This window comes from Streptomyces sp. NPDC004732 (assembly GCF_040609235.1).
Taxonomy (GTDB): Bacteria; Actinomycetota; Actinomycetes; order Streptomycetales; family Streptomycetaceae; genus Streptomyces.
In genome coordinates this window covers 78,491-96,799 of the sequence record NZ_JBEXJR010000023.1, presented here as the reverse complement: position 1 = coordinate 96,799, position 18,309 = coordinate 78,491, and the positions used below count along the sequence as shown (strand labels likewise).

Sequence of the window (18,309 nt, the reverse complement as noted above, 5' to 3'; positions counted from 1 at the left end):
GGATTCACGGGGATGTTGCGCAGGATGAGGCGGCGCGTGCCCTTCCACATCGCCTGCTGCTGCTCGGCCTCCGTGTCGAAGAGGCGTACGGAGACTGTGTTCGCTGCGGAGCCGTCGTCCACCAGCGCCGGGTACGCCTTCACGGGCTGGCCCGCGCGACGCGTCTCGAAGACGCGGCTGAGGGTGCCGATGGACCAGTCGGTGAGGCCCGCCCGCTCGATCGCGGAGCCGCCCGTGCGCTCGGCGGTCGCGGCGGCGGCCTGGGAGAGGGCCTTGCGGGCCTTCGGGCGGAGCTGGAGCTTCAGCGCCTCCAGGTCCTTGTCCTCGGAGAGCTTCTTGCGCCGCTCGTCGGTGATCCGGAAGGTGATCTTCAGGTGGTCCGGTACGCGGGTGAGGTCGAAGTCGTCCGGCGAGACGGGGACGCCGACCATCCGCTGCAGCTCGCGGGCGAGTGTCACGTGCAGCGGCTCCTGGAGGGGCACGGCACGCTCCAGGAACGCCTTCGCGTAGTTCGGCGCGGGGACGTAGTGCCGCCGGACCGGCTTCGGCAGGGAGCGGATCAGCTCGATCACGACCTCCTCGCGAAGACCCGGGATCTGCCAGTCGAAGCCGTCCGCCGTGACCTGGTTCAGGACCTGGAGCGGGACGTGGACGGTCACGCCGTCCGCGTCCGCGCCCGGCTCGAACTGGTACGTCACCTTGAACTTGAGCGGCCCCTGACGCCACGTGTCGGGGTAGTCGTCCTTCGACACGTCGCCCGCGCGCTCGTTGATGAGCATCGAGCGCTCGAAGTCGAGCAGCTCGGGCTCCTCACGCTGCTTCTTCTTCCACCAGGAGTCGAAGTGCGCGCCGGAGACGACGTCCTGGGGCACCCGCTGGTCGTAGAAGTCGAAGAGCGTCTCGTCGTCCACGAGGATGTCGCGGCGCCGCGCGCGGTGCTCCAGCTCCTCGACCTCGGTGAGGAGCCTGCGGTTCGCGGCGAAGAACTTGTGGTGCGTGCGCCAGTCGCCCTCGACCAGCGCGTTGCGGATGAACAGGTCGCGGGAGACCTCGGGATCGATGCGGCCGTAGTTGACCTTGCGGTCGGTGACGATCGGGACGCCGTACAGCGTCACCTTCTCTATCGCCATCACCGCCGCCTGGTCCTTCTCCCAGTGCGGTTCGCTGTACGTGCGCTTCAGGAGGTGCTGGGCGAGCGGCTCGACCCACTCGGGCTCGATGCGGGCGTTCACCCGGGCCCACAGGCGCGAGGTCTCCACGAGCTCCGCCGACATGATGAAGCGCGGGGGCTTCTTGAAGAGCGCCGAGCCGGGGAAGACCGCGAACTTGGCGTTGCGCGCGCCCAGGTACTCGCCCCGTCCGCCGCCCCGCTGCTTCGGGTCCTTCTCCTTGCTCTCCTTGGACTCCTTCACGTCCTTCATCCCGATGTGGGAGAGCAGGCCGGACAGGAGCGAGATGTGGACGTGCTGCTCGGGAGCGTCGTCCTCGTTCAGATGGATGCCCATCTGCTTGGCGACCGTGCGCAGCTGCGTGTAGATGTCCTGCCACTCGCGGATCCGCAGGAAGTTCAGGTACTCCGCCTTGCACATCCGCCGGAAGGACGACGAGCCGCGCTCCTTCTGCTGCTCGCGGACGTACCGCCACAGGTTGAGGAAGGCGAGGAAGTCGCTCGTCTCGTCCTTGAAGCGGGCGTGCTGCTGGTCGGCCTGGGCCTGCTTCTCCGACGGGCGCTCGCGCGGGTCCTGGATGGAGAGCGCGGCCGCGATCACCATGACCTCGCGCACGCAGCCGTTCTTGTCGGCCTCCAGGACCATCCGGGCCAGGCGCGGGTCCACGGGGAGCTGGCTGAGCTTGCGGCCCTGCTCGGTGAGCCGCTTCTTCGGGTCCTTCTGCGTCGGGTCGAGCGCGCCCAGTTCCTGGAGGAGCTGGACGCCGTCGCGGATGTTGCGGTGGTCCGGCGGGTCGATGAAGGGGAACCGCTCGATCTCGCCGAGCCCTGCCGCCGTCATCTGCAGGATGACCGAAGCGAGGTTCGTACGGAGGATCTCCGCGTCCGTGAACTCGGGCCGGGAGAGGAAGTCGTCCTCGCTGTACAGCCGGATGCAGATGCCGTCCGACGTACGCCCGCAGCGGCCCTTGCGCTGGTTGGCGCTGGCCTGGCTGACCGCCTCGATGGGCAGGCGCTGCACCTTCGTGCGGTGGCTGTAGCGGGAGATGCGGGCCGTGCCCGGGTCGATCACGTACTTGATGCCGGGGACGGTCAGGGAGGTCTCCGCGACGTTCGTCGCGAGGACGATGCGGCGGCCCGTGTGCTGCTGGAAGACGCGGTGCTGCTCGGCGTGCGACAGGCGGGCGTAGAGCGGGAGGACCTCGGTGAACCGGTAGTTCTTCTTGTTCAGCGCGTCCGCCGTGTCGCGGATCTCGCGCTCTCCGGAGAGGAAGACGAGGATGTCGCCCTTGCCCTCGGCCTGGAGCTCCTCGACGGCATCCGTGATCGCGGTGATCTGGTCGCGGTCGGTGTCTTCGGAGTCCTCTTCGAGGAGCGGCCGATAACGGACCTCCACCGGATACGTGCGTCCGCTGACCTCGACGATCGGGGCCTGACCGAAGTGCCGCGAGAAGCGCTCGGGATCGATGGTCGCGGAGGTGATCACGACCTTCAGGTCCGGGCGCTTCGGGAGCAGCTGGGCGAGATAGCCGAGCAGGAAGTCGATGTTGAGCGAACGCTCGTGGGCCTCGTCGATGATGATCGTGTCGTACGCGCGCAGCTCGCGGTCCGTCTGGATCTCGGCCAGCAGGATGCCGTCCGTCATCAGCTTCACGAACGTGTCGGCGCCGACCTGGTCGGTGAAGCGGACCTTCCAGCCGACGGCCTCGCCCAGCGGGGTGTTCAGCTCGTCGGCGACCCGCTCGGCGACCGTACGGGCCGCGATGCGGCGGGGCTGCGTGTGGCCGATCATGCCGCGCACGCCCCGGCCGAGCTCCATGCAGATCTTGGGGATCTGTGTGGTCTTGCCCGAGCCCGTCTCGCCCGCGACGATCACGACCTGGTGGTCGCGGATGGCCTCGGCGATCTCGTCCTTCTTCTGGCTGACCGGCAGCTGCTCCGGATACGTGATCGCGGGCAGGCGGGAGCCGCGCTCGGCCATCCGCGCCGACGCCTTCTCCACGTCCGCCGCGATCTCGGCGAGGACGGCGGCGCGGGCCTCGGGCTTACGGATCCGGCGGGCACCCTCCAGCCGCCGGCCGATCCGGTGCTCGTCGCGCAGCGAGAGCTCGGAGAGGCGGGGGGCGAGGGCGTCGAGGGCAAGGGCGGGCTGCGTAGACATACGGCGTCCAGGATCTCACCCGCGACTCGGCAGTGGCGAACCGATTTCTCCGGCGGGGCGCCCCGGCACGTACGATTCCGGGCATGTTGTCCCGTGCGCGTACGCCGTGGTGCCCCTTGGTGGCGGTGCTGCTCGTCGTGTTCGGGGCGCTCGGGGCGCTGTGCGGCGGGTCCGCGGCGGCCGCGACGGCGTCCGTGCCGGGTCCTGACAGCGCGGTGACGGCGCAGGTGTCGGCGGAAGCTCCGGCCGACGCGTCGGCCGGTCGGCCCGGCTGCGGCAAGGGCAGCCCCGAGGACGCGGACCACGTGCCGGGCACTCCCGCGCGCTCCGGCACTTCGTACGAGGTGCTGCCCGCGCTGTACGACGCCCACGCCGCGACCGGTGCGTGGGGCGCCGACCAGCTCGTCCCGTCGGCCGCCCCCGGCCGCGCGCCGCCCGCGTTCGACCCGCCGTCACCGATGGATCTCTCCGTCCTGCGCGTGTAGGAGACCCCTGTCTGTCCACAGGGGTCCCTTCATCGACGTACAAAACGCGCAATCTGCGCAACAGGACAAGAGAGATCGCTCTGATGCCCAAGAACGAGAACAAGAAGCGCCGCAACATCGCCATCGGCGCGGGTGTCGTCGTCGCCGCGGTGCTGCTCGGCGTCGCCTCGTACACCGCGACCAAGCCGGAGGACTCCGGCAACGGCACCGTGAAGGAGGAGGCCGCGGGCGCCGCGCCCTCCACCGGATCGCAGGCCGGTGTCTACCCCGAGCTGGAGAAGCTCGCCCGGCGCGACGCCAAGGACCCGCTCGCACAGGGGCGCGCGGACGCCCCCGTCGTGATGATCGAGTACGCCGACTTCAAGTGCGGCTTCTGCGGCAAGTTCGCCCGCGACACCGAGCCCGGCCTCGTGAAGAAGTACGTCGACGACGGCACCCTGCGCATCGAATGGCGCAACTTCCCGATCTTCGGCGAGGACTCCGAGCGGGCCGCGCGGGCCGCCTGGGCGGCGGGCAGGCAGGGGCGCTTCTGGCAGTTCCACGAGGCCGCGTACGCCGAGGGGTCCAAGGAGAAGGGCTTCGGCGAAGGACGGCTGAAGGAGCTCGCGCGGGACGCCGGGGTCAAGGACGTCGACCGGTTCGTCACCGATGCGGGGAGCGACGCGGCCAAGAGCGCCGTGAAGAAGGACCAGGAGGAGGCGTACGGCCTCGGGGCCGCCGCCACGCCCTCCTTCGTGATCAACGGGCGCCCCGTCTCGGGCGCCCAGCCCGACCAGGTCTTCCACCAGGCCATCGAGACGGCGGCGAAGAGCGCGAAGGCGGCCGGTAAGGGCGGGGGTTCCGAGTGACCGCCGACGTGGGGTACTTCGCCGCCTTCCTGGGCGGACTGCTCGCGCTGGTGAGCCCCTGCAGCGCGCTGCTGCTCCCGGCCTTCTTCGCCTACTCGATCGACTCCACCTCGCGCCTGGTCGCGCGCACCGGCATCTTCTACGCGGGACTCGCGACCACCCTGGTGCCGCTCGGCGCGGCCGGGTCCTACGCCGGGCGGTTCTTCTTCGGCCACCGCGACCAGCTGGTGCTCGTCGCCGGGTGGCTGATCATCGGGCTCGGCGTGCTGCAGATCCTCGGCATGGGGTTCGCCTCGCGGAAGATGGCGGAGCTCTCGGGCCGGATCCGGCCGACGACCGCGTTCTCCGTGTACGCGCTGGGGGCGGTGTACGGGCTCGCCGGGTTCTGCGCGGGCCCGATCCTCGGCAGCGTGCTGACGGTGGCCGCCGTGAGCGGCAGCCCGGTCTACGGGGGGCTGCTGCTCGCCGTGTACGCGCTGGGCATGGCCGTGCCGCTCTTCGTGCTCGCCCTGCTCTGGGAGCGGTTCGACCTGGGGCGGCGCAGGTGGCTGCGGGGCCGGACGTTCCGGCTCGGCCGGTTCGAACTGCACACGACGTCGCTGCTTTCGGGCCTCTTCTTCATCGCGCTGGGAGCGCTGTTCCTCGCGTACGACGGGACGACGGCGCTGCCCGGCCTGCTGGGCGTGGACGACTCGTTCGCGGTGGAGCAGTGGGCGGGCGGCGTCGGCCGGGCGGTGCCGGATTCGGTGCTGCTGGTGGGGGTCGTGGTGTTGGTGGGGGCCGTGCTGGGGGTGCGGGGGTGGCGTCGGCGGGGACGGAGTACGTCCGTTACCGACTGAGAAGTGCGCTTATAGATGGTTTAGCGTATTCGTATGCCTGATCATGAGCCGGAGCCGCACCAGCACGGCGCGCACGGGCGCGTTCCCACCCGGAGCGAGCGGTGGGACGCGTTCAAGCAGTCGCCCTTCCTGCCCGCGATCGTGCTGGTGTTCATCCTGGCGGCCGCCGCCGGGCTCTTCGCCGGTTCGTACACGTTCTCCATGGCGAAGCCCACCCCGCACCACATCCCCACCGCGGTGGTCGACGCGCGGGACAAGGGCGACTCGGCCCGCGGCAAGGCGTTCCTCGACGGCATGGAGCAGGCGCTGAACGCCTCCCTGGAGGTGCACCGCTACGACAACCGGGCCGCGGCACGGCTGGACGTGGAGGAGCAGAAGGTCTTCGCGATCCTCGACGTGGCCCGGGGCGGGGACAAGGTGACGCTGGACGTCTCCGGGGCGTCCGGCGCCTCCGTCGCCCAGGTCCTCGCCGAGACCGCGCCGAAGGTGGGGGAGAAGGTCGGCGTCCCGGTCACGGTGCAGGACATCAAGCCGCTGCAGGAGGGCGACCCGCGCGGGCTCGCCATCTTCTACATCTCGCTGGCGGCCGTGATCATCGGCTTCGTGGGTGCGATCCAGCTGAGCGTGCATGCGCGCGGGCTGAATCCGGCGGAACGGATCGGCTTCACCGCGCTGTACGCACTGCTCGGCGCCTTCGTCATCTCGGCGGTCGTGGACTGGTGGCTGGGGGCGGTGGACCTGCCCTTCGTGGAGTCCTGGCTGATCCTGGCGCTGACGATGTTCGCGTCGGGGATGGTCTTCACGATGTTCAACACGTTGTTCGGGCGCTGGGCGATGATCCCGACGTGGGGGCTGATGGTGCTCCTCGGGAATCCGTCGTCCGGGGGCGCGGTGTCGTGGCCGCTGCTGCCTTCGGTGCTCGGGCACATCGGGCGGTGGCTGCCGCCGGGGGCTTCGGTGAACGCGCAGCACACGGCGGTGTACTTCGGCGGGCACCAGCACGCGTTCCCGTTCCTGGTGCTCGGCGGCTGGGCGCTGCTGTCCTCGGCGGTGTTCTGGGTCTGGCGCCACCGCCATCCGGGGGGCCGCGTCTCGGCACCGGCCCACGCGGTGGCCGTCGGGGCCTGAGGGCCCCGGAAACGACAGAAGCCCCGCCGAGGCGGGGCTTCTGGAAGAGGTGGCTGGGGCCGGGATCGAACCGGCGACCTATCGCTTTTCAGGCGATCGCTCGTACCAACTGAGCTACCCAGCCACGCGATTCAGAGAATCGCAAGCGGTCCTGACGGGATTTGAACCCGCGGCCTCCACCTTGACAGGGTGGCGAGCACTCCAAACTGCTCCACAGGACCAAGCGTTGTGCGAGCACTAGTCTCGCACAAGGTGTTGCGTGCCCCCAACGGGATTCGAACCCGAAAGCTTTACCTTTCTGACCTGGGACTATACCGGAGAGCCCAGCGTAGGGCCCTGTTTCCATCCTTCTCGTCCCTCCTCCTCCCTCCCTGATCCGGGTGCCGTGCCCACTGGTGGGCACGGGGATGGCGCCTCGTTGTGACTGCAAATATTGGAGGCGCGAGGAGGCGTGCATCGTCATGATCCCAGGGATTTGTGTCTTGAGTCTCATGTTCCGAACTGCGACGGCATAGAGGTAGACCGGCGCGGAGACGGAGAAGGTCTTCTGACGTGTGCGACGACGGGCCCCGACAGACCTCATCGTGTCTGTCGGGGCCCGTCTGTCCTTCGGGGGCGGAGGGCGGCGAGGCTCACCACAGGCTGAGGGGGCGCCCTGCCGCGACCGCTGCACGGATGCGAGCTCTGATCGACTCCGCGGACTCCCCGCCCTTCCGGCCGGCCTCGATGGCGGCGCCGATGGCGCGGGACCGTCCGGCCGGGCCGCGGACGTCAGCGAGCGGACTGCTCGGGTCGCGGCGGCGGGCCAGCCATTCGGCCCGGTTCTCCGCCGCCGTGCCGAGGCGTAGGTGCGTCGGCTGCTGGCAGGAGTGGTTGTCGCAGGTGTGGCAGACGGTCGGGCTGTCGGTTCCCCAACCGAGTCGGGGGATCACGCCGTGCGCGAGCTGGTACCCGTACAGGTGGCCCGGCACCGTGCCCGTGCGCGTCCTGCCCGGCCGCGACGCGGCCCTGAAGCTGGCGTGGCCGGTGCTGGAGATCCCGCCGAGGAAGAACCAGCAGTCCTCGGTTGACGGGGTCCGGTAGACCTTCGCCCAGTACCGGGCCTGTACGGACTCGTCGGCCAGCCAGCGCATCCACTCAACGGCCGGTATACGGACGGGCGTTGGCTCCCCGATGAGTGAAAGCTGCTCGTCCACGTGAACGGGCCCGGCCCCATTCACCGCCGAGAGCGGGAAGAGGCCGGGCCCGGAGTCGTGCTCAGGCGGCATCAGCCCGGCCGTCATCCGTCGTGGCCGCCGGGGGCGGGGTGTCCGGGGGCGAGGAAGCCGCGCCGGCCGCATCGGGTCGAGGCTTACGGGTGCGAGTCGAGCGGGGCCGCTCGGCGCGGGCCCGCAGTTCCTCGATGATCTCCTTCGCCCGAGCGGCGGTAACAGGCTTGGCCTCCCGTTCTAGCTCCTCTGCTGGGACGCCCAGCAGTTCCGAGACCAACTCGGCGTCGTTGTCGAACAGCCGCAGGACGACAGCAGCGGCTTCCCGCGCGGTGACGTCGGCCTCCTCCTTCGCCGTGGCCGCCTTCGCCGCGGCCTCTCGCGCGGTCAGCGTGTTCGCGGCGGCTATCTCGCGCGTCTTCGCCTTCAGTGCTTCAGCAGCGCGAACCCGCCGCCTCAGCTCCGACGTGCTGACCGGCCCTGCCGAATTGGTGCTCACTCGTGCCCCCAGTCCTGTTCGAAATCGTGGCTCGTCGCGCGCACCGTAGGCACAGGTCCGCGGACATCTCGAACCACGGGTTCGGTGGGGTCAGGTCAGTGATCAGTGCCTCCGGCGGGGGATCGGCCGGCACCGGGGCGGAGGGGGCTTCGTGCCCGGCTGCGGGTTCGTGGGGGTGAGGGTGCTTCCATCCCGCACACCGTCGACCCAGCCAAGGCGAGCAGACACGGCACCGGGCGTCCAGGTCGTTCGTGCAGTGGCGCGCTCCACCTGGACGCCCGGCACCGCGTCCGCTCCACTGCGTGTGGGTCGACGGCGTACGGGATGGAAGCGGGTGAGTGGTGCGGGAGGAGCGTTGCCACCTGCGGGTTTGATGCGGAGCAGGCTTGCCCCGAAGCCAGTAATATGGTTTAATTAGTGGTGTCGGAAGGGGAGGGCAACCCCCGACCGGCGAGCGGCGGACCGACCGGCCGCCGACAACCTCTCTCACCAGGAGAACGCACGTGAGCACCACGAAGGCCCCCGGAAAGCTCGACACCATCCGCGCTCTGCTCGCCACGGCGGAGGACCCCCGTACGCCGGAGTCGGAGGCGGAGTTGGCCCGGAAGCGGGCGTTCGAGATGATGGCGAAGTACGGCGTCGAAGAGGCCATGCTGAGCGACGGGCAGCCGTCGCGGGACGCGGTCACCGCTAAGTACGTCGACCTCCCCAACCCGTGGGCCATGTCCCGTGTCCGGCTGATCTGCTTCATCGCTCAGAGCGTCGGGTGCAAGGCCGTGCACATGGGGGTGCGGGGCAAGGTGCGCCGCGTTCACATCGTGGGCCATGAGTCCGACATCCAGCGTGCCGAGGTTCTTTACTCCTCGCTCCACCTTCAGATGCTCGGCGGGCTCAGTGCGCAGGTTGTCCCGTACGGCGTCCGCAGCGCGCGGGCATGGCGGAACTCGTGGACCCTCGGGTTCATCGAGCGTGTCATTGCACGGCTTGAGGCGATCGAGCAGGCAGCCCGCGCCACCGCCAGCGAGGAAACGTCGGTCACCGGCCGCAGCGGTGAACTCGTGCTGGCCGACCGTGACGCGAAGGTGGAGGCGCTCTACCGCGAGGAGCACCCGCACGTCCGGCACACGCGCGGCTCGTACAGCGGCAGCGGGTACGGCGACGGAGCCGCCGCAGGCAACCGCGCCGACATCGGAGGCAGCCGCCGCATCGGTGCTCAGACCGCCGGAGCCATTGCAGCCTGACCCGCCCGTCTCGCCGGGGCGGCAGCCCGCCGCCCCGGCCCCCGCTCGAAGCGACGAGGAGTCACGCATGTACATGGAATGGGCCCGATTCCACAAGACCGACGAGAACGGCCGCCACTACTTCCAGATCTACAGCTTCCCCTATACGTGGGCCGCCGCGACGCCGAAGGAGCCCGGCACCGGCCGGATCAGCGAAGCCGCCGCCCTTGCCTACTCGATCATCTGCGTGGCCGGGTGGCAGTGGCAGACGCCGTGTCACTGCGTCGAGTGCACCATCACGGCCAAGTCCGCCCAGCACGCCACCACTTGACCACAACCGACCACCCCCAGGAGAACGCGATGCCGTCCCGGAAGCCACCCGCCAGCCCCGCCCGCATCCTCGCCGCCGCCGCCGACCACATCGAACGCGTCGGGCTTTACCAGGGTGACCACCTCTGGCAGCCCGGCCGGATGGGCGACAGTGCCCCGTGCACCGTGCTGCACGCGTGGGAGCGCGGCGTGCGCTCCGCCCGGCCGCGCTGGTCCGTGCGCGGCGAACCGTGGGACATCTTCCAACGCGCCCTGTTCGACTCCCTTGTGGTGCTCAGCAACCAGGTCAACGGCCGTCCCGTGTCCGGCGTCCGGTGGCGGAAGCTGAAGCTCACGGAGGACGCCTACCGGCGCACTCTCCTGTGGTGCTGGGGGGACGGGCCCGAGCGGACCACCGCCGAGGCCGCCGCCATGATCCGCACCGCCGCAGCTCTGCACCAGAGTGACGGCGATCACAATATCCCCGGTTGCCCCACCCTCAAGAATATGGTTTAATTAATGGTGTCGGAAGGGGGAGGGCAACCCCCCGACCGGCACCCCACCGGGCCGAAGGGCCCGACCCACTCTCACCAGAAAGACAAGGACCGATGACGAACACCAAGACCCAGGCCGGCGTCCAGACCTCCCCTGCCCCGTGGCCGACCCTCACGGTCGCCGAGCTGGCCGCGCACCCCGGCAACGTCCGTGACATCGAGGCCCCGGCCGATCTGCTGGCCGACGTGAAGGACAGCGGCGTCGTGGAGCCGCTGTACGTCGTGCGCACCAACGGCGACGTGCCGCAGGTCATCGACGGGTTCCAGCGGCTGGCCGCCGCCGTCGCCGCAGGGCTGGAGACCGTGCCGGTCACCCCGCGCCCCGTCATCCGGCTCGACGCGCTCACCCCGCACCCGAAGAACGCCCGCGAAGACCTGGACCTGAACGCGCCGTTCGTGGAATCCCTCCGCGCCGAGGGGTGCCGCATCCCCGTCAAGATCCAGCGACTCGACGGCGGAGTCCTCCAGGTCAACGACGGAAACCGCCGCTACCACGCCGCGACGGACGCGGGTCTTACCCACCTGCCGTACGAGTGGGAGGACGACGACCGCGACGCGGCCGGACAGTTCCTCGACATGATCACGACCGCTCAGCACCGTAAGAGCCTCACCAAGACCGAGGTGAACCAGGCCATGTTCAGCGCGGCCGAGGCGGGCGCGCAGGTGGGCCGCATCGCCAAGGCCGCAGGCGTGCGGCAGAAGGACGTCAAGACGCTGGTCAAGGTCCGGTCCGACGAGAAGCTGTCGGCCGCCGTCAGTGGCGCGAGCAGCTACGAGTGGACGTTCGAGCACCTGGCCGCGCTGTCGGAGTTCGCGGACGACGCCGAAGCGCTCGCCGCGATCACCGAGGCCGCCGCCGACGACGACGCCGACGAGGGAGACGTTGACTGGGCCATCGCGGTCGAGCGGACCAAGCGCGACAAGCGGACCAAGGCCGAGGCCCACCGCGCGGAGCTGGAGGCGGCCGGGCAGAAGATCAGGGACGCCGAGGAGCTGTCCGAGCGAGCCATGCCCGTATGGCGACTGCGCGGCATCAGCGCCGAGGAGCACGCCGAGTGCAAGGGTCTGGTGTGGGTGTTCGACGAGCGGCGGGCGGACCGGTACGAGCCCTACTGCTCCGCCCCCGGCCTGTACGGGCACACGGTCCCCGAGGGCGGAAGCGGTAGCGGCGGCGGCACGAAGACCGCCGCCGAGGTGGAGGCCGAGCGCGCCGCCCGCGCCGCCGTCAAGAAGGGGAACATCGACTGGGACGCGGCCGAGGCCCTGCGCCGGAAGTGGATCACCGACCTGATCAAGCGGCGCAACCTCCCCAAGGCCACGACCAACCACCTCATCGGGCATGTGAACAACGCTCTGTTGAACGCCAGTTGGGGCCTTGACGAACTGGTCAAGGAGCCGACGACGGAGATCCTGGCCGCCTTCCTGGGGCTGAGCACCGAGCAGGCCAAGGACCGGGGCAGCTTCGCCGGTCACGTCGCCAAGGACCCCCGCAGGGCCCCGCAGCTCCAGTTCGCCGCCATCGCCGCCGTACGGGAGAAGTGCGCGAACCGCTCCGCGTGGAGGACGGACAGCCAGCGCGCCCCGTGGACGCGGACGCCCACCGGCCGCTGGTTCCAGGTGCTCGCGGCGCTCGGGTACCCGCTCACGCCCATTGAGCAGTCGGTCGTGGACGACGAGCCTTACGACCCGTCGAAGAAGAAGCCCCGCGCCATCACGACGGGCAGTGAGCCGGAGGCCGAGCAGGAGACCGGCACCGACGAGGAGGAGGGCGAGCCGGACGCCGAGGAGGCCGACGACCCCGCCAGCGACGACGAAGCCGCCGCCTGACCACCTCAGCCGCCCGACGCCGGGGGCGGGAACCCTCCCGCCCCCGGCCACCCCAGGAGCCCCACAGTGACCCGTACAGCTCTGTCCGAGACCCACGCCGACGACCACGGTTGCGGATGCGTTCCCGCCCCCGCCGAGCCCGACCCCGGCACCACCGCCGACATCATGCAGGCCCGCGCCATCGCGGGCGGACTCGCAGAGTTCGGCATCGGGCCCCGCCGCTGGTCCGCCGCCTACGACCACCAGGCCGCCGCCGTCGTCCTGCGCGTGGACACCTCGCGCGGGCTGTACGCGCTCGCCATCCCCGCCCCCGGCGCAGCGTTCCCCGTCCACCACCGGGGCGAGCGCATCGGCGCACTGGACTGCCGCCGCACGTACGGCACCGCCGACAGCTACACCGCCGCCCTGTTCGCCGCGTTCCTGCGCGACCGCGCCGCACTGGACATCCCCGGCCGGGATGCTTGCCCCACACCCCAAAACATGGTTTAATTAATGGTGTCGGAGGGGGAGGGCAACCCCCCTCCGACACGACGGGCCGCCAGCCGGCCCGAGACCGGCCGTACGCGGAGGGCAACCCGCCCGGCCGGGTCCGCGATTCCTCTCTCACCAGCAGGAGTACCCACGATGACCAGCGCAGCCATGCGGTTTTCCATCCCCGCGACCGCTCAGTCCCGCGTCCGTCAGCTTGTCGAGGCCACCAACGCCCGCGCCGCCGTCCACCACCTCAGCGCGTACGCGCTCGACATCTCCGAGCCGTTCCTTGCCGACTACCGCGACCTTGACGGCCGCGTGATCGGCAAGCGCCCCACCGTCACCGTGACGATCTCCGGCGACATCCCCCGTCACCACGGCTGGACCGTCATCGCCCGCCTGGACCACGACGAGGAGGGCGAGACGATCACCAGCCTGTTCCCCGGTCTGCCCGAGCAGGACGCCGAGGCCGCGCGCCAGTACCGCGCCATCGAGAACTTCTGCCACGGGTGCGCCGTCGCCCGGCACCGCACCGCCACCTACCTTGCCCGCCACGAGAACGGCGAGATGCGGCAGTTGGGCACGACGTGCGTCGAGCCGTACACCGGCCTGCCGATCAAGGGACTTGAGGCCCTGTGGCGGTTCGGCACGCTGAAGGACTCCGATTGGGACTGCGAGGGGGGCGGCATCCCGGCCGATCTCCGCGTCCCGGTGATCGAGGTCCTGCGGGTGACCGCCGCCATCGTGAAGACGGAGGGCCGGTTCTACAGCCGGTCCGAGCAGTGGAAGAACACGATGCCGACCGCCGACGGCGTCGAAGCGTACTTCTTCGACCGCAAGGCCCCGCAGGAGTGGAAGGACGCCATCGACGCCGACGCCGACGCGCCGACCACCGCCGCCGCCGTCCGGGCATGGGCCGTCCAGGGATACGGCAGCCTCTCCGACTACCGCCACAAGGTGGGCCAGCTCGCCAAGGGTGAGACCGTCGACCCGCGCCACCTGCCGACGCTCGTGTCCGCCATCGCGGGGTGGTACCGCGACCAGGAGAAGGAAGCCGCCGAGCGGGCCGCCCAGAACAGCAAGCCGCAGGGCACGGTGGGCGAGCGGATCACCACCACCGCCACCGTCACCACCGTGATCGAGCTGGAGGGCCGGACGTACGGCTACCACACCCAGCGCCGCCGACTGGTGAAGTTCCAGGACGGCGACGGCAACGTGTTCGTCTGGTTCAGCTCCGCCGCCGACGTCCCCGACCAGGGCGACGAGGTCGAGCTGACCGGCACGGTCAAGGACCACAGCATCTACGGCGAGACCGCACAGACCGTTCTCACCCGGTGCCGGGTCGCCGCCCGCGAACCGGTCGCCGCGTAACAGGAGCCCGGCCGGGCGGGAGCCACCGCCCGGCCGGACCCCGGCCGCCGGGCCGTGGGTCGGGCGGCATCGAGCCGCCCACCCCACGCAGCGCCCACCGCCGTCCGCAACCGCCCGCGTCGGCGGCCAGCCCCGGACACCGGGCCCCGTACGTAAGGGCGTCCCTCCGGGACGGCTCAGCCCGGCCCGGCTCGCAGCCGGCCGGAACGTCCGGGCCGCGGGCGGCCCTCCCGTCCCGTCCGGACGCCGGGCCCAAGGGCGTGCCCTTCGGGCACGACGGCACTGTCCATCGCGCTCCGCACGATGACGGGCGGCACCTCCCCGACACCGGTACGGCCCGCCGCCGACCGCACCACCGATCCCGAGGAACACCCCCATGCCCGCGAACGCACCCGTCGTCCAACATCAGGCCGCCCACCCCGGAGACCCGACTCCGCAGACCTGCATCCAGGTCGCCCGGCAGGCCGCGATCCTCGCCGTCACCGCAGCCGACGACGCCATGACCGCCATGTGCCGCAGCCGATCCGGAGCCGCCGCCCGGCTGGAGGCGGCCATGCACGCGGCCCACAAGGAAGCCGTCGAAGCCGAGAAGTGGGCCGACCGCGCCGAGCAGTACGCCGACGACCCCACCATGCCCAGCAGTGCCCCCTCGTACTGCGCCCGTGAAGCCGTCGGCCACGCCGTTCAGGCGCAGTCGGCCGCCGGAGCCGAGACGACGGCCGAGGATCTGCGGGCCGAGCTGGAACGGAAGCTGACGGCGGCCGAGCACGCCGAGCGGGAGACCGAACGGCGCCGGGAAGAGGTCGAGCGGGAGGCCGAGGAGCGCGCGGCCACCAACATGGACGCGGACAACCGGGACCGGGCGACGATGAACCGGTATCTCGCCGAAGGCCACGTTGCCGAACTCGGTTGGACGGCGGGACACGTCCGTGTGCTGGAGGCCGCCGAGTCCGGGCGCCTGTACTGGCGAGAGGGGGCGGCCCGGCAGGCGGCCCGGCGCGGTCTGTGGTCCGGTGGCCGGCGGGTCAGCCGCGACCGGACCGAGGCCCTGTTCGCCGCACGGTTCCTCACCGCCGTCCGCCACGACGACGGCACCCGCGTACTGACCCCCAGCCCGATGGGGCAAGTCGCCCTTGAACTGGCGCGGCTCCACCCCGCCGGACTCCACGACAACGACCGCGACGCCTACGAGGCACGGTTCGCCCGGGTCCGGCGGCGCCACAAGCGCCGTGACGACCAGAAGGCAGCAGCCCGCGTGCTCCCGCCGCTCGACTCCAGCGCCCGGAACCTGTACCGAAAGCCGGTCACGCTCACCGAACAGCGGGCCCGCGCCGAGCGCGATGCCGCCAACCGATGGGAGGACGAGGGCGGCCACTGCCCCGGCACGCACACGCCGAGCCCCGCGGTGAACTCCGTCACGAGCCCTCCCGTCCGGATCATCCTGCCCCTGCACCGGCACACCGCCGTGCAGCCAGCCTTGTGGTGACCGGGTAGGGACCGGTCCAAGGCACGGTCACCGCGTCACATGGACGTGCCCTTCGGGCGCGACACCCCTGTTCGTCGCGCTGCGCGCGACCGGACCCCGCCCGGTGTGCTCTTCACTGAATTGGCGGGCCGTCCGCCGTCTGGACCATCCGCGCTGCGCCCAGGATCACGTCCATCTGGTAGCCGACCGTCTGCGACAGCGTGAACGGAACCGGCCGGAGCGCCTGCTCCGCCGCCGCAACCCACTTGCCGAACTCCACCTCCAAAGCAGCCCGTTCGTGCAGAACTCCAGGGTGGACCGGCGTCTCGTCCAAGAGGACGTCCAGGTGCCGCAACAGCATCCCGGCGCCCCTCAGCGGAACCAGAAGAGCCAGGTCCTGATCCGCGCAGTCCCGCGGATTCTCCCGAGCGATCCGCGTCATCAACCGCATAATCGCAATCTGCTCCTCCACCGCCGGAAGGAACACCGACGGGCGCGACGGCACCCGTTCCAGGACGCCCGCCAGGACCCGCACCGCGTCACTCCGGTACGCCGCGCCGGCCTCCGCCGACAGCGTGATGGTCGCCGTCCGCCACATCGGCACCTCCGGCGAAACACCCAGCCCGCCGTGCCGCGCCACGTAGTGCATGCTGCTCCCGCCTGCGGGCACCCACTCGCCCGGCAGGGGAGTCGGCCGATCAGCCACTGCCAGCGGCTCAGGCATCACGAACACCCCGTCGCCCGGCGACAGGAGCCCGACACAGTCCGAGGGCATCGCCTCCAACGGGATTCCGTGCCGGTCGGCGGCAGCCGCCAGCACCTCCACCAGGCCAACGTCCGCGCGGGACGCCATGAGGAACGCCCCACCCGTATCCGAGTTGTGCAGGGACACCGAGAGTGCCGGGCGCAGCTCCTCCACCACCGCCATAAGCGCTCGTGTCTCCGGCAACTGCCCCGCGAAGCCCTCGACGGGGAAACAGCACTCCGGTTGGGCGTCTACCGGGGGCCGGTAGAAGTGCCGGTGGTACGTCTCCAGCGACACCGGCCATGCCGTCGACCAGTCCTCGTTCAACCGGCCACCGTCAGGGTCGCTCGACAGCAACAGGTGCCAGGTGATCCCGTTCCGCGTCTCCGGCCGAGCGAGCAGGTACCGAGCCAGGGCCAGCACCGTCGCCGCCCCCACCGGCTCGTTCGGATGCGGCCCGGCCACCACCAGCATGGGCAGCGGACCGCCGCGGAACGTCAGCAGCTCCAACGGCTCACCCGCCCGCGACGACCCCACCGTGCGCACGAGGCAGGTCTCCGGATTCACCGCCGCGAGCTTCGCGATCTCCTCCCGTAGCTCCTCCCAGGTCGGCGGCGTATCCGCCACTGCGAGATCCGACTCCACATAGCCGCTGCTGAACGCACCCTGCACTGTCCACCCCTTCTCGTACCGACAGGTGGAAACAGTCTGTTCAGCAACACCAATGCCGCGTAAGGGGATTGCCGATACTTGCGCAACTCCCGGCCCCAACGGCAGGGAAATTGCCGAGAATTGCACGCCATCGCATCCGGATTACGAAGGAAGGGCGGATTCGTCTTGCAGCGCATCGCAAGCGAGCCCGATCCGCCACCGACCCCCATGAACCGGTGAGCGAACCGGGTGGTTGGGTGCCGGCCAGGGCGAAAGGCAGCCTCCGGCGGGTCCTCCTCGGAGGGGGTGGGGGCTCGTCGGTCGGGTGCCGCGCCGTCGTGGTGCGGGTGGTGAAGGCGGGGTTCCCTCCTCGGCCGGACACCCCAAGGGGCGTACCAGGAACCCGGACGCGGCGTCCAGGCCAAGCCGCTACGCGGTCGCTACGCGAGCCAGGACACCGCGCCCGGAACCCTGATACGGCGGAGCTGTCCGACCGAGGAGGGAACCCCGCCCAGGCCCGTGGTGGGCGCGGCCCGGCCGAGCGAGTGCGGGCCGATGCTGGCAGGAAAGTACCAGGTCAGGGCCCTTATCCGGGTTGCGTCGCCCTCTAGAACGTGGTTTAATTAGTGATGTCGGAAGGGGAGGGCAACCCCCAACCGGCGAACGGCGGGCCGACCGGCCGCCGACGCCCACTCTCACCAGGAGACGGACGATGAACACGCCTCTCACCGTCGCAGAGCTGTCCCACCCGATCGCCCTCGAACTCGGCGGGAACTGGCGACCGCAGCCCGCGCGCCATGGCCTCCAGGAGCTGGACCACGCCGCTACGTTCACGCACCTGGACGGTCGACAGCTCCACCTCTCCGAGCGGTTCGATGACCCCGGACACCTGCACATCCGGGGCGCGTTCCCCGCCACCGACTACGGATTCCGCAGGGGCGAGCGCGACACGGTCCGAGTGTCCATGACCGAGGACCCGGCGGACATCGCGGCCCAGATCGCCGCCGATCTCATCCCCGTACACCGTGACGTTCACGAGCGCGTGAAGGAACACAACCGCGCGCAGGCCGCAATGCGTCGGGACGTCGAGGAAGCCGCCCGCGATCTCTCCGCCCGACTCCCCGGAGCGCGAACCCGAATCGACGGCACAACCGCCCATGTCTACATGAATCTTGAACCGGGCGAAGTCCGTATCGGACTCGACGGCGACACCGTGAGTCTTGCACTCAACGACGCACCCCGAATCATCGCCGACGCCGTCGTATTCGCAGTGAGCCGATTCCTTCCCCACGTCCAGACCCCCGAGGGGGAGCGCGGCGAATACGTCGACGGATACACCCTCTAACTCCCCGCGCGTTAC

Annotated in this window: 16 protein-coding genes and 2 tRNA genes; 12 read left to right on the top strand and 6 right to left on the bottom strand. The window is 70.5% G+C overall.

Features of this window, described 5'->3' with window-relative positions:
• A partial coding sequence (hrpA, locus tag ABZV77_RS40840) for an ATP-dependent RNA helicase HrpA (RefSeq protein WP_356268140.1) occupies positions 1 to 3,329 on the bottom strand: 3,329 nt, incomplete at its 3' end.
• Positions 3,330 to 3,412: 83 nt separating this feature from the next.
• Here hrpA and ABZV77_RS40835 point away from each other — a divergent pair.
• The 4 genes from ABZV77_RS40835 (at position 3,413) to ABZV77_RS40820 (ending at position 6,629) form a co-directional block, all read left to right on the top strand.
• Positions 3,413 to 3,814 (top strand): hypothetical protein, encoded by a 402-nt coding sequence (locus ABZV77_RS40835; RefSeq protein ID WP_356268138.1) that lies wholly within the window; start codon positions 3,413 to 3,415, stop codon positions 3,812 to 3,814.
• A gap of 83 nt (positions 3,815 to 3,897) precedes the next feature.
• Positions 3,898 to 4,662, top strand: coding sequence for a DsbA family protein (locus ABZV77_RS40830; protein WP_356268136.1), 765 nt, complete (start codon positions 3,898 to 3,900; stop codon positions 4,660 to 4,662).
• Positions 4,659 to 5,501, top strand: a complete 843-nt coding sequence (locus ABZV77_RS40825; protein ID WP_356268134.1) for a cytochrome c biogenesis CcdA family protein — start codon at positions 4,659 to 4,661, stop codon at positions 5,499 to 5,501. Before ABZV77_RS40830 ends, ABZV77_RS40825 begins: the two co-directional genes overlap by 4 nt.
• A gap of 33 nt (positions 5,502 to 5,534) precedes the next feature.
• Positions 5,535 to 6,629: an ABC transporter permease gene (locus tag ABZV77_RS40820; RefSeq protein WP_356268132.1), complete on the top strand. Its 1,095-nt coding sequence runs from the start codon at positions 5,535 to 5,537 to the stop codon at positions 6,627 to 6,629.
• Positions 6,630 to 6,679: 50 nt separating this feature from the next.
• Here ABZV77_RS40820 and ABZV77_RS40815 read toward each other — a convergent pair.
• The 4 genes from ABZV77_RS40815 to ABZV77_RS40800 all read right to left on the bottom strand — a co-directional run bounded on the left by ABZV77_RS40815 (position 6,680) and on the right by ABZV77_RS40800 (position 8,336).
• Positions 6,680 to 6,753, bottom strand: a tRNA-Phe gene (locus ABZV77_RS40815).
• A gap of 22 nt (positions 6,754 to 6,775) precedes the next feature.
• Positions 6,776 to 6,850, bottom strand: a tRNA-Asp gene (locus tag ABZV77_RS40810).
• A 411-nt stretch (positions 6,851 to 7,261) separates the two neighbouring features.
• Positions 7,262 to 7,762, bottom strand: a complete 501-nt coding sequence (locus ABZV77_RS40805) for a hypothetical protein (protein ID WP_356268130.1) — start codon at positions 7,760 to 7,762, stop codon at positions 7,262 to 7,264.
• Between the two features lie 124 nt (positions 7,763 to 7,886).
• A complete protein-coding gene (locus ABZV77_RS40800) occupies positions 7,887 to 8,336 on the bottom strand; it encodes a hypothetical protein (RefSeq protein WP_356268128.1) in 450 nt (149 codons plus the stop codon).
• A 503-nt stretch (positions 8,337 to 8,839) separates the two neighbouring features.
• Between ABZV77_RS40800 and ABZV77_RS40795 the strand changes: the two genes are divergently transcribed.
• The 7 genes from ABZV77_RS40795 to ABZV77_RS40765 all read left to right on the top strand — a co-directional run bounded on the left by ABZV77_RS40795 (position 8,840) and on the right by ABZV77_RS40765 (position 15,574).
• The gene (locus ABZV77_RS40795; RefSeq protein WP_356268126.1) at positions 8,840 to 9,577 is read left to right on the top strand and encodes a DUF2786 domain-containing protein; all 738 of its coding nucleotides are present in this window, start codon (positions 8,840 to 8,842) and stop codon (positions 9,575 to 9,577) included.
• 67 nt (positions 9,578 to 9,644) lie between these two features.
• Entirely contained in the window at positions 9,645 to 9,887 is a 243-nt protein-coding gene (locus tag ABZV77_RS40790) for a hypothetical protein (RefSeq protein ID WP_356268125.1), read from the top strand.
• Between the two features lie 29 nt (positions 9,888 to 9,916).
• Positions 9,917 to 10,381 (top strand): DUF6197 family protein, encoded by a 465-nt coding sequence (locus ABZV77_RS40785; protein WP_356268123.1) that lies wholly within the window; start codon positions 9,917 to 9,919, stop codon positions 10,379 to 10,381.
• A gap of 92 nt (positions 10,382 to 10,473) precedes the next feature.
• Complete coding sequence (locus tag ABZV77_RS40780) at positions 10,474 to 12,246, top strand: ParB N-terminal domain-containing protein (RefSeq protein WP_356268121.1); 1,773 nt, start codon at positions 10,474 to 10,476, stop codon at positions 12,244 to 12,246.
• Positions 12,247 to 12,312: 66 nt separating this feature from the next.
• Positions 12,313 to 12,735, top strand: a complete 423-nt coding sequence (locus ABZV77_RS40775) for a hypothetical protein (protein WP_356268119.1) — start codon at positions 12,313 to 12,315, stop codon at positions 12,733 to 12,735.
• A gap of 135 nt (positions 12,736 to 12,870) precedes the next feature.
• Complete coding sequence (locus tag ABZV77_RS40770) at positions 12,871 to 14,088, top strand: hypothetical protein (protein ID WP_356268117.1); 1,218 nt, start codon at positions 12,871 to 12,873, stop codon at positions 14,086 to 14,088.
• A gap of 376 nt (positions 14,089 to 14,464) precedes the next feature.
• The gene (locus ABZV77_RS40765) at positions 14,465 to 15,574 is read left to right on the top strand and encodes a hypothetical protein (RefSeq protein WP_356268115.1); all 1,110 of its coding nucleotides are present in this window, start codon (positions 14,465 to 14,467) and stop codon (positions 15,572 to 15,574) included.
• A gap of 112 nt (positions 15,575 to 15,686) precedes the next feature.
• Here ABZV77_RS40765 and ABZV77_RS40760 read toward each other — a convergent pair whose 3' ends face one another.
• Positions 15,687 to 16,970: a M14 family zinc carboxypeptidase gene (locus tag ABZV77_RS40760; protein ID WP_356268113.1), complete on the bottom strand. Its 1,284-nt coding sequence runs from the start codon at positions 16,968 to 16,970 to the stop codon at positions 15,687 to 15,689.
• Positions 16,971 to 17,661: 691 nt separating this feature from the next.
• Between ABZV77_RS40760 and ABZV77_RS40755 the strand changes: the two genes are divergently transcribed.
• Positions 17,662 to 18,294 carry a hypothetical protein gene (locus ABZV77_RS40755; protein WP_356268111.1) on the top strand — a complete coding sequence of 211 codons (633 nt, stop codon included), beginning with the start codon at positions 17,662 to 17,664 and terminating at the stop codon, positions 18,292 to 18,294.
• Positions 18,295 to 18,309 lie beyond the last annotated feature (15 nt).